This is a genomic window from Silicimonas lutimaris (genome assembly GCF_047314965.1).
Taxonomy (GTDB): domain Bacteria; phylum Pseudomonadota; class Alphaproteobacteria; order Rhodobacterales; family Rhodobacteraceae; genus JAVJUV01.
The window spans coordinates 1-12,175 of record NZ_JBLBVK010000025.1; the positions used below are offsets into that span (position 1 = coordinate 1).

At 56.8% G+C, this 12,175-nt stretch carries 15 protein-coding genes; 8 read left to right on the forward strand and 7 right to left on the reverse strand.

Translation table 11 applies throughout. The annotated features are described in order from the left end of the window. Window positions 1–13: 13 nt before the first annotated feature. From ACKLNI_RS01555 to ACKLNI_RS01565, 3 genes are all read left to right on the forward strand, one after another. The gene (locus tag ACKLNI_RS01555; protein ID WP_413716966.1) at window positions 14–136 is read left to right on the forward strand and encodes an integrase core domain-containing protein; all 123 of its coding nucleotides are present in this window, start codon (window positions 14–16) and stop codon (window positions 134–136) included. Window positions 137–306: 170 nt separating this feature from the next. Then, on the forward strand, window positions 307–462 hold the full coding sequence (locus tag ACKLNI_RS01560) for a hypothetical protein (RefSeq protein ID WP_413717233.1): 156 nt from the start codon (window positions 307–309) through the stop codon (window positions 460–462). A gap of 383 nt (window positions 463–845) precedes the next feature. Beyond that, window positions 846–1,265: a hypothetical protein gene (locus ACKLNI_RS01565; protein ID WP_413717234.1), complete on the forward strand. Its 420-nt coding sequence runs from the start codon at window positions 846–848 to the stop codon at window positions 1,263–1,265. A gap of 594 nt (window positions 1,266–1,859) precedes the next feature. On the opposite strand, the gene ACKLNI_RS01570 is transcribed toward ACKLNI_RS01565, so the two are convergent. The 3 genes from ACKLNI_RS01570 to ACKLNI_RS01580 all read right to left on the reverse strand — a co-directional run bounded on the left by ACKLNI_RS01570 (window position 1,860) and on the right by ACKLNI_RS01580 (window position 4,180). After that, a complete protein-coding gene (locus ACKLNI_RS01570; protein ID WP_413717235.1) occupies window positions 1,860–3,116 on the reverse strand; it encodes an MFS transporter in 1,257 nt (418 codons plus the stop codon). A gap of 208 nt (window positions 3,117–3,324) precedes the next feature. Further along, a complete protein-coding gene (locus ACKLNI_RS01575; protein WP_413717236.1) occupies window positions 3,325–3,543 on the reverse strand; it encodes a DUF1127 domain-containing protein in 219 nt (72 codons plus the stop codon). A gap of 511 nt (window positions 3,544–4,054) precedes the next feature. After that, window positions 4,055–4,180: a hypothetical protein gene (locus ACKLNI_RS01580; RefSeq protein WP_413717237.1), complete on the reverse strand. Its 126-nt coding sequence runs from the start codon at window positions 4,178–4,180 to the stop codon at window positions 4,055–4,057. On the opposite strand from ACKLNI_RS01580, the gene ACKLNI_RS01585 reads away from it, so the two are divergent. Further along, window positions 4,179–4,652, forward strand: a complete 474-nt coding sequence (locus tag ACKLNI_RS01585; protein WP_413717238.1) for a zinc-binding dehydrogenase — start codon at window positions 4,179–4,181, stop codon at window positions 4,650–4,652. The two genes, ACKLNI_RS01580 and ACKLNI_RS01585, sit on opposite strands and share 2 nt — an antisense overlap. Window positions 4,653–4,714: 62 nt before the next feature. Here the strand turns inward: ACKLNI_RS01585 and ACKLNI_RS01590 are convergent, their stop codons facing one another. Further along, entirely contained in the window at window positions 4,715–5,668 is a 954-nt protein-coding gene (locus ACKLNI_RS01590; RefSeq protein ID WP_413717239.1) for an NAD(P)-dependent alcohol dehydrogenase, read from the reverse strand. A gap of 145 nt (window positions 5,669–5,813) precedes the next feature. Beyond that, window positions 5,814–6,248 (reverse strand): hypothetical protein, encoded by a 435-nt coding sequence (locus ACKLNI_RS01595; RefSeq protein ID WP_413717240.1) that lies wholly within the window; start codon window positions 6,246–6,248, stop codon window positions 5,814–5,816. Between the two features lie 289 nt (window positions 6,249–6,537). Between ACKLNI_RS01595 and ACKLNI_RS01600 the strand changes: the two genes are divergently transcribed. The 4 genes from ACKLNI_RS01600 (at window position 6,538) to ACKLNI_RS01615 (ending at window position 10,529) form a co-directional block, all read left to right on the forward strand. Further along, window positions 6,538–7,893, forward strand: coding sequence for a phenylacetate--CoA ligase family protein (locus ACKLNI_RS01600; protein ID WP_413717241.1), 1,356 nt, complete (start codon window positions 6,538–6,540; stop codon window positions 7,891–7,893). Between the two features lie 281 nt (window positions 7,894–8,174). After that, complete coding sequence (locus ACKLNI_RS01605) at window positions 8,175–8,354, forward strand: hypothetical protein (protein ID WP_413717242.1); 180 nt, start codon at window positions 8,175–8,177, stop codon at window positions 8,352–8,354. 13 nt (window positions 8,355–8,367) lie between these two features. Continuing rightward, window positions 8,368–9,033 (forward strand): DUF4386 domain-containing protein, encoded by a 666-nt coding sequence (locus tag ACKLNI_RS01610; protein ID WP_413717243.1) that lies wholly within the window; start codon window positions 8,368–8,370, stop codon window positions 9,031–9,033. A gap of 938 nt (window positions 9,034–9,971) precedes the next feature. Continuing rightward, complete coding sequence (locus tag ACKLNI_RS01615; RefSeq protein ID WP_413717244.1) at window positions 9,972–10,529, forward strand: hypothetical protein; 558 nt, start codon at window positions 9,972–9,974, stop codon at window positions 10,527–10,529. A gap of 145 nt (window positions 10,530–10,674) precedes the next feature. Here ACKLNI_RS01615 and ACKLNI_RS01620 read toward each other — a convergent pair whose 3' ends face one another. Beyond that, window positions 10,675–11,226, reverse strand: a complete 552-nt coding sequence (locus ACKLNI_RS01620; protein WP_413717245.1) for a hypothetical protein — start codon at window positions 11,224–11,226, stop codon at window positions 10,675–10,677. Between the two features lie 77 nt (window positions 11,227–11,303). Beyond that, window positions 11,304–11,768 carry a hypothetical protein gene (locus ACKLNI_RS01625; RefSeq protein WP_413717246.1) on the reverse strand — a complete coding sequence of 155 codons (465 nt, stop codon included), beginning with the start codon at window positions 11,766–11,768 and terminating at the stop codon, window positions 11,304–11,306. Window positions 11,769–12,175 lie beyond the last annotated feature (407 nt).

The following is a 12,175-nucleotide window of genomic DNA, read 5'->3' on the forward strand; positions in this document are numbered from 1 at the left end:
AGCTCAGATCGTCATCAATCACTGGCTCAGGCAGTACAATCACACCCGGCCGCATCAGGCACTCAACATGCGCCCGCCCGTTCCTGAAACCCTATTAGAGAAACCCCTGATCAGTGGCCCATACACAGGGGGCTAGACAAGGTCTAATTGAATACTGGCCTTAGCATGACTCCCTCGACAGCGTCTTCTACTCATGCTGGCGGCCTGGCGTTGGCTGCCCAGCATTGCCCAGAAATGCCTGCTAGACTCGAATCTTGTACGTCTTCACTGTTGCCAACATCAGGAGGTCATGGACGGTAGGATATCATGAAGAAGGCTGACCAGGAGAAAGCAAAGGCTGCCCAAGAGAAAGATCAAGCATCTCAAGTTGACGAAGCCGATAGCAACATGGAGCACGTACTGAAACGTCTGACCGTTGAGCGACAGAAGCAACGTGACAAGAACTTCGGAATGTATCGTTAAGACTTGATCACGCTCTTCCCGAACGGCAAGCACAACGATCAGGTCGACAGTGTCTCGCAGTTCCTCGTCTGGTGGGACAGCGCTCCACTAGGGCCACTCGTTGGCCGCTACGGCTAAGCGGTAAATCTTCCTGATCGCCATCTTTGAGCTCGTCGTGCCATCTTCCTCGAACTGCCCTTCGGAAACGTGGGAGCTTGCGCTAGGACTGGCGTTCGCAACCGCTCCTAAAAGCAGCTTGAGGAGAGCGAGCTATGTTGGACTTCTATTGTTTGGGGTGGGGGTCACTGATCTGGGATCCAAGGGAGCTGCCGTTGGCTTCTGACTGGGCTCATGATGGACCGAGTTTGCCTGTTGAATTCGCCAGGCAATCGAGAGACGGACGTATGACGCTCGTCATCTCAGAAAATACAAAGGCGATACCTGTGTTCAGTGCAAAGCTTCGAGTGACTTCTCTTACCGAGGCACGGGAAAGATTGGCCGCGAGAGAAGGCGTGTCGCAAAGATACATGAAGCAATCCATTGGATGTTGGTCTTACCATGAAGCTTCTTATCACGCCCACACGGCAGCGATCAGGCAGTGGGCGGAAGAACGAAAAGCTCTGGGGGTTGTTTGGACCGCTCTGAAGCCCCGGTTCAATGGAACCGTGAGGATGCCATCGCACAGGGAGATCATTAGGTACCTGCAAAGCCTAGAGGACTTCGAGCGGCAAAAAGCCAAAGAGTACGTCTGTCGTACGCCTCCTGAAATTAAAACCGCCTACCGCGAACGGATTGAAGAATCGCTTGGTTGGAGGCCCGAGTAGATCCGTCTCCGGCCACGCCGGTCGGCTGCATAATGTTATAGCTTCCTCACATGCGAGAACCGCGGCTCGAGGGAGTTGTGAGGAAAGCGCCGCGCAAAAAATTGGCGATGTGAACATATCGGCCCTTATCGCGTGCTTCCGGGGCGAAAGCGGACATTGGTCGCCGCCAAGGTGAATGACGGCAACGCGGACGAAGCCGCCGTTCGTTGTTGATGCCCCGCTGGTATTTCTCGGCCGTGACCGACCATTCGCAGCATATGCGCCGTTTGTCAGCTTTCAGTCAGAAACGCACGCGCACTTTCGCATTTGGAGCCACACTTGACGTTGGGTCGCAAACGCAAAGCAAAACGAGGTCTCCGAGGATTACGGTCGAAACGTCTATGTCCTGCATGAGGAATTCGGGATTTGCTATCGCGCAGGGTGCTGTGGGTCGTCCACGGAGCACATCGCTGAATTAGCCAAATGTGCGTCTTTGTTGGCTTAGGTCGCCTTGGATAGCCTCACTGTCCGAGCTGTTTTATCTGCTAGACCGTCGATGTGGTCGCCAAGTGGTGCACTCGTTGGCACTATTGGCGGACGAAACCACTGCTCAAATCAGGCTGTCACAGGGCCTGCGGCGCCTGGCCCTCTGATCTTCCAGAATAGAACCCAAACGACCATCAAGTTCAGTGCTCCGGCCAAAGCCGCCAAACCATAGGCAGCTGCATATCCACCGGTCATGTCATAGAGGTATCCTCCGAGAAAACCGCCATTAGCGTGGCCAAACCAGCCGAACATGGTGACAACACCAATCGCAAAACCGCGACGTGCGGGTGGAGTATGAGCCGCGACAGTTGCTAGGACACCCGTCATAACCCCGGCATAACCGAAACCGTAAATTGGAGCGTACAAGTAAAATTTGGACAGGTCGTCTATCAGAATGAAGCCATAGATCAGCAGCGTCATCCATGCAGTCGCAGTCATGTAAGCGGGTATTGCGCCGATCACATCAGCAAGCTTCCCAAAAGCCACGCGTCCAAGAATGCCCACCATCAGCATCAGGAAGATGACACCGCCAGCCTGATCAGCCGAGTATCCACGTCCCTGGATGTATGGAACGAGGTGCATCAGCGGAACTGACATGCAGGTACAGCATAGCAATATTGCAAGACACATCATCGGCACAACCAGCCGGATCGGGGGATAATCTTTTTCGACGCCGGCTGCACCCTGTCCTACCTTCGGGAGAACTACGGGCTGCAATAGTGCTGCCAGTGGGAGCAGCATGATCAGCATGAGCCCTCCGGTAAACGCAAGCGCTCCGGACACGCCTATTGCATTGATCAGGATTGCCGAGCCGAAAGGCACAAAGCCTTGACCAAGCGCTTGGCCGGCAGACGCGATACCGATCGCAAGGCCCGCACCGATCGGAAACCACTGGCCCACAAGCGACATTATTGGCGCGAATATTCCGGCAGCACCGAAGAAACCGGCGATGAACATCAGCAGGTAATATTGCCAGAGTTCATCCGCCAGGGATGCGGTGAGATAGGAGACACCCAGTACAGTACTCCCTACCAATACGACGATCCGGGTACCGAAGCGGTCTGCAATGCTGCCCGTTAAAAGGCCGCCAAGTGCGAGCCCCATAATCCCGGAAACATTGATAAGCGAGACTTCCGCACGAGCCCAACCGTGCAACTCTTCGAGCGGCACGACATAGGCTGACATGCCGTTGACGATCGAGCCCAGAGCAAGTGCTAGAATCAGCGCGGAGGCCAAGACAATAACCCAGCGATAACGAGGCAGTTCTGTTTGGAGCTCTTGCATGGCGGCCATTCCTATCTGAATATCCGTAACACGTTTCTCCAAGAAGACAGATTCCTTGCCTGAAGAGGATACACTTGATTGCTGCTTCGGGTGCTTTGCGCTTGCTCGCCTGAAACCTCTCAATGTCCGTCGCACGGGACGAACCAGCCGTTTTTCAGAAGGTCCCTGAGCCACAGAAGACCTGGCTCACGGCAAGTTTTTCTTTTTCGGCGTCCTGCGGTTCTTCCAGTTCAAACCTACGAGAACGGCGTCAAGCGCGGCTCGTGATGGGAAGCATGTCACGGTCAGCGGGACGGTTGTAGCGGTCACGGAGAAAGGCTGCATCGGCATCGGCCCGGGTCAGACCCATGTCTTCGAGACGCTCGGCAGGTAGCGATTTCAGTTTCTGGGCTTCGCGATACCGTTGGTCGGCAGTGACAAGGCGGTCGAGCAGGTTCAGCCAGAACGGGGCGGATGTCGTTTTTTGCATCGTTTGTCTCCAGTTTGCGTTGACGCCCTCACATTGCCGCCGTCCCGCAAATTCAGCGCAAAATCCTCCGTGAAAAACACCCCTTTTCATGCAATAAATCCGTGAAAACGGGACCTTCCTGCGAAATCGAGTGATATGGCGCATCTCCTCAAGCTCACGTTGAACGGCACCTTCTTGGCCGAGGGCCCGGAAGGCCCGATCACGGGGATTGGGCGCCGGGGTCAGGCGCTGCTGGCGTTTCTCTCACTCGAGCCGCGCCAACGGGCGACCCGCGTCGCAGCGATGACACTTCTCTGGGGCGACCGAGGGGATGAACAGGCCCGAGCCTCGCTCCGCCAAGAACTCTCCGCACTCAGACGCACACTGCCGGAGGGTGTTCTTCTTGCCGACCGCGCCGAGGTCTGGCTGGAAAAAGCGGCTTTGGTTGAGCCGCCAAACGAAAACCTGCTTTCTGGTTTCGATCTAAGAAGTGAGGCTGAGCCTCCCCATCTGAATTGGTCCACCGTTATGTTTAGGAAACGGAGGACAGAGAATGGCGAACAAGCGACACAAGCCAGAGGAAATAGTTCAGAAGTTGCGGCAGGTTGATGTGCTTGTCGGGCAAGGAATGCAGCGCGTGGATGCGATCGGGGACCATGGCGCTGCAACTGGCAAAGGCGGCTGGCGCGCACGTCACGGCGGTGGACAACGCGAGCAAGATAGCTTGGCTCAAGGAACTGGGCGCCGACGAAACCATCGACTACAGAGCGCAGGACTTTGCAGGCACGGGACGACAGTGGTCCCGGATCCTCGATATGGTCGCCACCCGCGGACCTGCCCGGATTGCCGGTTGCCTCACGACTGGCGGTGTCTACAGGGCCGTGGGGGGAAGTGTCAGCGTTCTTCTTTCATTGCTGATCGGTGGTTTGGCCTATCGCTCTGCGAAGAAATCGATCGGCATGCTGATGGTACCCAGTGGTCCGGATCTCACCGAACGCATTGCGCAGGCGGCCGTTGATGGGAGGATTTCACCGCTTCTGGAGGCGGTTCTACCCTTGTCCTCTGTTCCGGAGGCGCTTCGCCGTACGGGATCTGGAGAGGTAAAAGGGAAACTCGTCATCAAGCCTTGAGGACCATCCCGTCGACCTTGGCGCGCAGCCGAATTTGGGGCCGCGTCACGATCTGCGCCCTCTCAGCAAATGTCGATTACAACAATGCCCGTCTTTTGACCCGTTTCGACGTAGCGGAATGCTTCTGTAATGTCGTCAAAGGCAACCCGCCGGTCGAAAACACCGTGGTATTTCCCTTTCGATATCAAACCAGCGAGGTGTCGAATGAACCCCGGCGCATCCTCGGGAAAGGGAATGCGGACGCGCCCGCTTCCTGTCGCTCCATAAAAGGCGCTGAGAATGATATTGGACCAGCCCGGACCGAGGTCCGTCGCCGAAAAAATTCCATCCTCGGTCAGGAGATGCCGGCACTCGAAGAACGAGGTCTTGCCCACAGCGTCGAAGACGAGGTCGAAGGTCTCCCCCAGATTTGTGAAATCCTCGGTCTCGTAGTTGACGACCCGATCCGCGCCGAGTGGTCCGGGCAAATCGATATGCCGGGTTCCGACAACGGCGGTCACATGCGCGCCGCGTGCCTTGGCGAGTTGAACCGCTGCCGTGCCAATCGCGCCGGAGGCCCCGTAGATCAGGCAGCGCTTGCCCTCGGACAAGATCTGTGTGGTGCCATTCGCGTACCAGGCTCCTTCGCCGACAACAGCCTGATGGTAGGGTAGTCTTTCCGAAATATGCGCGATTGCGCCATCGGAAGGCATGCAGAGGTATTCGGCATGCGCTCCGAACGAATCGGGAGATATTCCGAAGACGCGATCTCCGACTTCGAATGCGCCGACACCCTCTCCAAGCAGATCGATCTCGCCCGCGAAGTCCATGCCTAGGATCCGCATTTTCGGTCGCATCAGCCCTGTCATCGCGCGCGCAAAGAAGGGATGTGCTCGGAGTGTCGCGGTGTCGGTTCGATTCACCGTGGAGGCGTGAACCTTCACGCGAACCTCGCCGTTCGATGGAAACGGACGTGGGACGGTCTGAAGCGAAAGAACGTCCGGCGACCCGTAGCGCTCAAACACAACAGCCGTCATCGATTCACTGGCTGTCATGCTGTTACGATACCAGATTAACAAATGGTCTTGTGATGGAAATCTCGACTTAAAATGACCTGCGGCCGAACAGTCAATCAACTCTAACGAACGGTCTCCGGCCTAGCGACCTAAGACGTGTCCTCTGTCAGTTGCCGAGCAACAGAAGCACGAGGCCGAGGACGCCCCACCCGGCTATAATGGGCAGCACGGTCCAGTATTGATATTCCTTCGGCAAGTCCCAACCAGTGACGCCGCGGGCGGCCTTCACCGTCCAGAGGCAGGCGATGGGCCAGTACACCGTCACCCCAAGGGCCGCGCCCAGAATTGCCTCTGTCCACGACGATCCGAGGAAGTGCCCGATCAGGCCCAAGCCCAATAGGGGCGTGTAGAAGATAAGATCAGCCCCCGCATAGCCTTTGAAGAAGGCTACGCCGACCTCAGTGATCCGATCTGCCGGTTCCTGCGTTCCCATCTGAACTCCAAGCGAATAACTCAAAGCAGCTGTGCACTGTGCTGCAACGAGGTAGGCAAAGAGCAGCCAGCCCGGGACTTGAATGAGCCAGAAAGCGATATTTGACATGTTCCACCTCCTTACGCTTGAAGGCACGCTAGCATGATCGCACACTGCCTCACAAAACTGCGTACACGAGGAGAACGTTCGGATGCGGGCGGAGCTGAAGCTCGGCATTGGCCCCAGTGTGTCAGCTATTCGCGGTGATCCAAGTGACCATTCGCCAGTCCTACGGGCACGTTTGATATTGGACCCAAGAGCATAGCTCCTTAGTGTATTTTCCGATCAAGAAGGTCTTCACAGGGGCCAAAGTTAACGGGAACCGCCAAAGGATATGCATTTTAGTCTTCCGAGAGCGTTGGGATATTTTGTCGGCGGGCTATGGACAGGCTGGGGCGGACGCAGGCGAATAGAAGCCAAGCAACTCCGAAACCTGCGGCGGCTTGTAGAAAAGGCGCGTCGCGACTCTCCTCTGTTCCGCCGGCTTTACGAGGACCTGCCACCGTCGGACCAAATCGAGCTGGGCGACTTGCCCGTCACCCGCAAACCCGAGCTCATGGATGAGTTCGACGATTGGCTGACCATCCGGTCCCTTCCGCTTCAAAAGGCTCGCGAACATCTGAGGGACATTGAAAAAGTTGGCGTGCCAATCGACGATGTTGCCGTTTTTCAGACATCCGGGACATCCGGCGAACCTGCCATCATTGTCTTGTCTGAAACGTTCGTGGAATATGCTTATGGTATCATGCTGGCACGCTTCGAACGGTATCATCGGAAGCTCGTGCGAGACGTCCGTAAGATCGGCGTCAGGGTAACGATCACCGGCGGAAACGGTCACTTTGCGGGAAACGGGTTCAACAAACTTGTGCAGCGGTTGAATCCAAAACTGGCGAAGGGGTTTGGAGTGACCTTCGTTGAAGCCGAGCAGCCGATCGATCAACTCGTTGATAGGCTCAATGCGATTGGGAACGTCGCCTGGATCGTGACTTACCCCAGCATTCTGGCAATCCTAGTCAAAGAAAAGGAGGCCGGGCGGCTACTGGTCGAGCCTGCGCTCTTTACCACGGGAGGCGAGACACTCACGGCTGACCTTCGCGAGCGGGCCGGGCTAGCCTTCCCCTCGCTAAAGTACGGCATTGCTGATCCCTATGGCTGCACCGAATGCTTGGCGCTTTCGTTCGAATGCAGCCATGGTCGTAAGCACGTGAACGAGGATTGGGTCATCCTCGAAGCGGTCGACGAAGCGATGGAGCCTGTCCCAGACGGCACGTTGTCGGCGACCGTGTTGCTTACGGTGCTGGCCAACGAAGTTCAGCCCTTCATCCGCTATGATCTAGGCGACTGCGTGCGGTTCGACGAGGATTCCTGCCCATGTGGATCGCCGTTTCGCAGTTTTCGGGTGGAGGGGCGTCAGGCAACACTCGTTCGGGTGGGCAAGGTGACGCTGTCGCCCATGGTCTTCGATCTTGAACACGAAAAGGCCCAGCGCATCCAGTTGGTCCAAACTGGCGAGTTAGACTTCCAAGTGCGTATACAACTGGACGAGGGCGCGGCAGCGGAGCCAGTTTTTCAGAAAGTCATCGAGTCAGTAAAACAGGTGTTTGGCGATAACGGCGTGGAGGACGTCACAGTGCGAGCGGACGAAGCACCTCCGGAATTCACCGCAAGCGGAAAATTCCACGAAGTTGTGCCTTTGCGAAGCACTGGCTCATGAGCATGCCGTAACCTGGCAATCACGTGCGGGTCTCTGAGTAAGCAAGTTTTTTGCCGCCAATGTACGGAAGGGTCCTTATAGCGAAAGTCCGCGTAGGGCTCGAAGCAGCCGCTTGCCTGAAACTGCTTAATGACCGCTCCGCGGACAGTCCGGCCCGTGTCGCCACTTCCCCCAGGCTCAGATCATTCGGTTTCATTCCGTCTCCGGAAAAAATGGCTTGTCCTCAAGTTCACTTGAGGTCCTAGGGTGCCTGCAATCGAACCCCGAATCAAGGAAAACCCATGCTCAGAGATCTCTTCAAACCCCGCAAGCGCATGTCCCGCGCCCTTCGCGACGAACTCCACGCGCTCTGCCACGCCGTCCAGATCGAAACGCTCAGCCAGTCACGCCACATGCGACGCGACGTCGGCCTCGACTGTGGGTGCGACCGCAAGGACCGCACGACTCTCTCGAATTTCTGAAATGGAACATTCCATGCCGACATCCACGCTCTTCCGCGCCTCCGGCGCGTTGTATCTGCTTATCATCGTCACCGGCTTGACAAGCGAATTGGCGCTGCGCGGCCCGCTGATCGGAACGACCCCCGTTGAAACCTCTGCCCTCATCATCGATGGCGACTTCCGGCTTCGCCTGTCCATCCTGGCCGACGCGATCATGATTTCTGCCGACGTCGCGCTCGCCATCCTGTTCTTCGGCATGCTGGCCTCGGCGGGACGTACCCTCGCCACGCTTGCTGCCGCATTTCGACTGATCCAGGCCGCCATTCTGGGCGCGGGTTTGACCACTCTGTACTCGGCACTCATCTGGACTTCAGCGGGCCAGCTTGACCTCGCTCACGGTGCGCTTCATCTGCACTCGGCAGGTTACGACCTGGGCCTGATCTTCTTCGGGATCAACAGCGTGATGACAGGTCTCCTCCTGATCCGGCATCCGGACTTCCCGACCTCGCTCGGAGGCATGCTGGTGGCAGCGGGCGGAGTCTACCTTGTTGGGAGCTCGCTTCGCGTCCTCGCGCCAGAGGTCCACATTCTGTTCCAGCCGGCCTACCTGATTACCGTCGTCTCCGAGACCACCTTCGCCGTAATGCTGCTGTCACGCGGCTTTGCCCGAACCGAACTTGCGCGGCGCCAGGCCGCCTGACGTGCAATGCGTCGGTCCAGCTACCGTCAATAGTGGCAGCGTGGTGGGTGATGAGGGATTTGACCCCCAGACGTCTTCGATGTGAACAACTCGGTTCGCAGCCAAGTCATTGGAATTTTTGTCAGCGGACCGCTTCTTTTTGAGCGCTTTTTCATGGTCTACTGACCACGTTTCAGTTCCCACAGGTTCATTGAACCAGCGAACACTTCGCAGAGTTTTGTTTACGTCGCCAAGCCTTCCTCCAACAGCCCACCCAGAAGTATAGAGAACACGGTCAGGACCGATAAACGACTCGAACTTCAACGGCAGATTCTACCGACAGCGGACGTTCTACGAAGCAGGCGAATTGACCGAGTTGCGGACACAGCAGTCGCCAACAGTCCCGATACGGAGGACCTACCTGAGCGACAGCTGTCTAAATTGTTGCTAAGTTCCGAAGGCTGCCCATGTTCCAAGCCCCAGGCACTGACTAATGAGGCTAGTTGGTATTGTCGTCCCATGCGCATCGGTCGAATGACACGTATCGATGCAGGACGCGAGTTCCGCCCGGCGCAGACACAAGGCGCGAGCATCCCTCCAATTCCTCACTGCTCTCGAAGACAGAGACGACACCACCAGCCTGGCCTGGGCCCGTTGCGCAAAGAACCTCTCCAGTCGTAAGCTGACCAATCGCCCGCTCACCTCCACGTGCCTCGGCTACAAATAGAAGCGTTTCACTGTCCGCGTTTCTGACACAGACTTCAGCCGCCAAAGTGGGAGCGGCGAACAATAAAGAAAGACCCAAGGCCACAGGAAATGAATTGTCTGCCATAGGGCGATGATCCGGGACTGCCGTTCTTTCGCCAAACCACTTCTGCGTGACGGCATTGTGAGCAGGCGTGATCCTTGGAGTTTCTTCTTCGTGCTATGGATCAAGACATCACAAAAGGGAGGAAAACATGTCAAAACTCAGTTCGCTACTCGCCACAGGCGCAGCCACCGTGTGTCTTGCCACAGCCTCATTGGCTCAGGATGCACCTGCCGGAACGGACGCTGATGCCGCCTATGCCGACTTGCTCTGGGAGGTCATGGTTGAAGCGCGTCTCGCTGGCGACGACATGTTGCATGCGTTTCCCTACGAGGGCGTGGCGCCGCACGGCATGATGCTCGAGACATTCTACACGACAGCCACCGTGGACGGTCACGAAGGTAGCCTTATCGTAAAGAGAAACTATGGCCCCGAGGGAGTCAGTGTCGATGAGGTCCTGGGCGACCCAGATACGCACCTTGCCGCGGTCACTGTCATGTTTCAGCGCGAAGCGGGATACGACGAAGAGAACCGCGATTGGTTCTGGGTCAAGTACCTCCCCGACGGCAGTCTCGACAAGAATCCAGCCGGTATGCGTCTAGCTGGTCGCGTCGGAAAGGGAGCGGACGCCGGTTGCATTGCATGCCATTCTGGGGCTGGGGACATGATGATCTTTACCACGACGGCTGCTGTGCCAGGCCTGCGATAAAGAAAGAGTAGGTTTCGTTCCTCAAGACGCTGAGCCCTCGCTGTGTGCTTTGGGCTCAAGGGAGAGACCTGAGCGATCTTGTAAGACAACCGGCTCCTAGATAGTCCGAGTATGCGCCCAGCGGACGTTGCCGCATCTAGAAACCCTACGCGAAGTAAAAGAACAAAGGCACCGGAGCGACAGCACAGAGGACAACAGCCAGATATGTCGAGAAGGAATACAGCCGCGACGCACCCGCAAAGAAGGCGAGTCCACCGCCACCGCCAAGGAGTGAGTTTCCAGGAGTGTTGAGAGCAGCGGCGAGTAGGAGGTGTCTGTAGCGGTGCAGTCTTCGGCCCAATGGCGGCGGGACGATCATCGACAGTTTTTCCACGCTGTCATTCGGTGCGGCGTTGTTCATTTCGCTAACAAAGGCCGCGGCCTTTGCCAGTCCTAGCCAATCCAAAAATCGAGCGAGGGCGGTCGCTGGAACGAGCCTTGCGATAGCGAATGAGAGGATCAACGCACCGACCATCCCAAGATAGACCAAAGGTGCGGCCTGGCTGCCGAACAGAAGGAGCAACGCAAAACCGATCTCTGCCCCCGGAACAAATGGAATTGCGGCCAGAACGACAAACACGACAAAAGCCGTCATAACGATCCGGTGGATCATTGGCTCGTTCATAGGGCGCATCTCGGGCACGGTGAGTTCTTTCAACACATCTCCCAGAATCCAGCCTCCCAGAAGGAGCAAGCAATAGAAGGCGATGGCCCTTCGCTTTTCCCAGAGAGCTTTCAAAACCGTGCGCACATCGGGTTGCTGTCGGCGTTCATCGACTGCATCTCCTGGCGCATGACCAAAAGCGACACGGTCTTAGTCCTTGACGACTGCTGGCCGACAAAGGCGATCTCGCGCCTCGACATCCAATACCATCGGCGGCGCTCCCAAGTGATCGAAACATGGATCGAGCCGTCTTCCTTCACCAGCCCCTTATAGTCGAAACGACCGCGGCTGTCGCTTTCAAGTGTGCCGGTGAAACGGACACCCTCTGCCGTCTCTTCGGCATGGTAGGCTCCGGGAACAAAGCCGCAGCGGGTGCAGATGTCAGACCAGAAATGGCCTTCGTCGAAGTAGAGGCTGTCTTTAAGGTCGGGGCTTTCAGCCGGTCCGATCATTCCCGAATAGGCACGCCCGTCTAGCAGGCCCTCCGCGTCCCCTTCGACGGCTCCTGCAATCGAGATAACGAATGCCAATGCCATGTAAGTAGCAATGCGTCCGAACAATTTCCTTAACCCTTTCCCTCACAATCGCGACAAGCATATGAAAACGCGTTGGCCATGTTAGTTCTCCCTACTATTCGATCGGAGGATAACAGATTGGCCATCATTCACCGAATCCGACACGGCGAGCGACGATTGGTGAAAGTCGGACACCCCCGGGGAAGGACCTCTTCGGGCTAGGAGCTGCCGATAAGCAGCAAGTTCACAACGCCTCCTCAGCGGACGGAACTGCCGTTTGACGTATTAAGGTGAGATCAATACCTCTCCCTCAATCTCCATGGCAAAGCCAAGCGGCAATCCCGGCACTCCAATCGCGGATCTCGCATGTCGACCTATGGTCGAACCGAATACATCGATGATGAGATCGCTAAATCCATTCACGACAA

Excerpts from the sequence above, each read along its gene's own strand:
- ACKLNI_RS01615 (WP_413717244.1), top strand. The coding sequence starts at position 9,972 with ATGTCAAAACTCAGTTCGCTACTCGCCACAGGCGCAGCCACCGTGTGT.
- ACKLNI_RS01595 (WP_413717240.1), bottom strand. The coding sequence starts at position 6,248 with ATGTCAAATATCGCTTTCTGGCTCATTCAAGTCCCGGGCTGGCTGCTC.
- ACKLNI_RS01610 (WP_413717243.1), top strand. The coding sequence starts at position 8,368 with ATGCCGACATCCACGCTCTTCCGCGCCTCCGGCGCGTTGTATCTGCTT.
- ACKLNI_RS01560 (WP_413717233.1), top strand. The coding sequence starts at position 307 with ATGAAGAAGGCTGACCAGGAGAAAGCAAAGGCTGCCCAAGAGAAAGAT.
- ACKLNI_RS01580 (WP_413717237.1), bottom strand. The coding sequence starts at position 4,180 with ATGGTCCCCGATCGCATCCACGCGCTGCATTCCTTGCCCGACAAGCAC.
- ACKLNI_RS01585 (WP_413717238.1), top strand. The coding sequence starts at position 4,179 with ATGGCGCTGCAACTGGCAAAGGCGGCTGGCGCGCACGTCACGGCGGTG.
- ACKLNI_RS01565 (WP_413717234.1), top strand. The coding sequence starts at position 846 with ATGACGCTCGTCATCTCAGAAAATACAAAGGCGATACCTGTGTTCAGT.
- ACKLNI_RS01590 (WP_413717239.1), bottom strand. The coding sequence starts at position 5,668 with ATGACGGCTGTTGTGTTTGAGCGCTACGGGTCGCCGGACGTTCTTTCG.
- ACKLNI_RS01575 (WP_413717236.1), bottom strand. The coding sequence starts at position 3,543 with ATGCAAAAAACGACATCCGCCCCGTTCTGGCTGAACCTGCTCGACCGC.
- ACKLNI_RS01605 (WP_413717242.1), top strand. The coding sequence starts at position 8,175 with ATGCTCAGAGATCTCTTCAAACCCCGCAAGCGCATGTCCCGCGCCCTT.
- ACKLNI_RS01625 (WP_413717246.1), bottom strand. The coding sequence starts at position 11,768 with ATGGCATTGGCATTCGTTATCTCGATTGCAGGAGCCGTCGAAGGGGAC.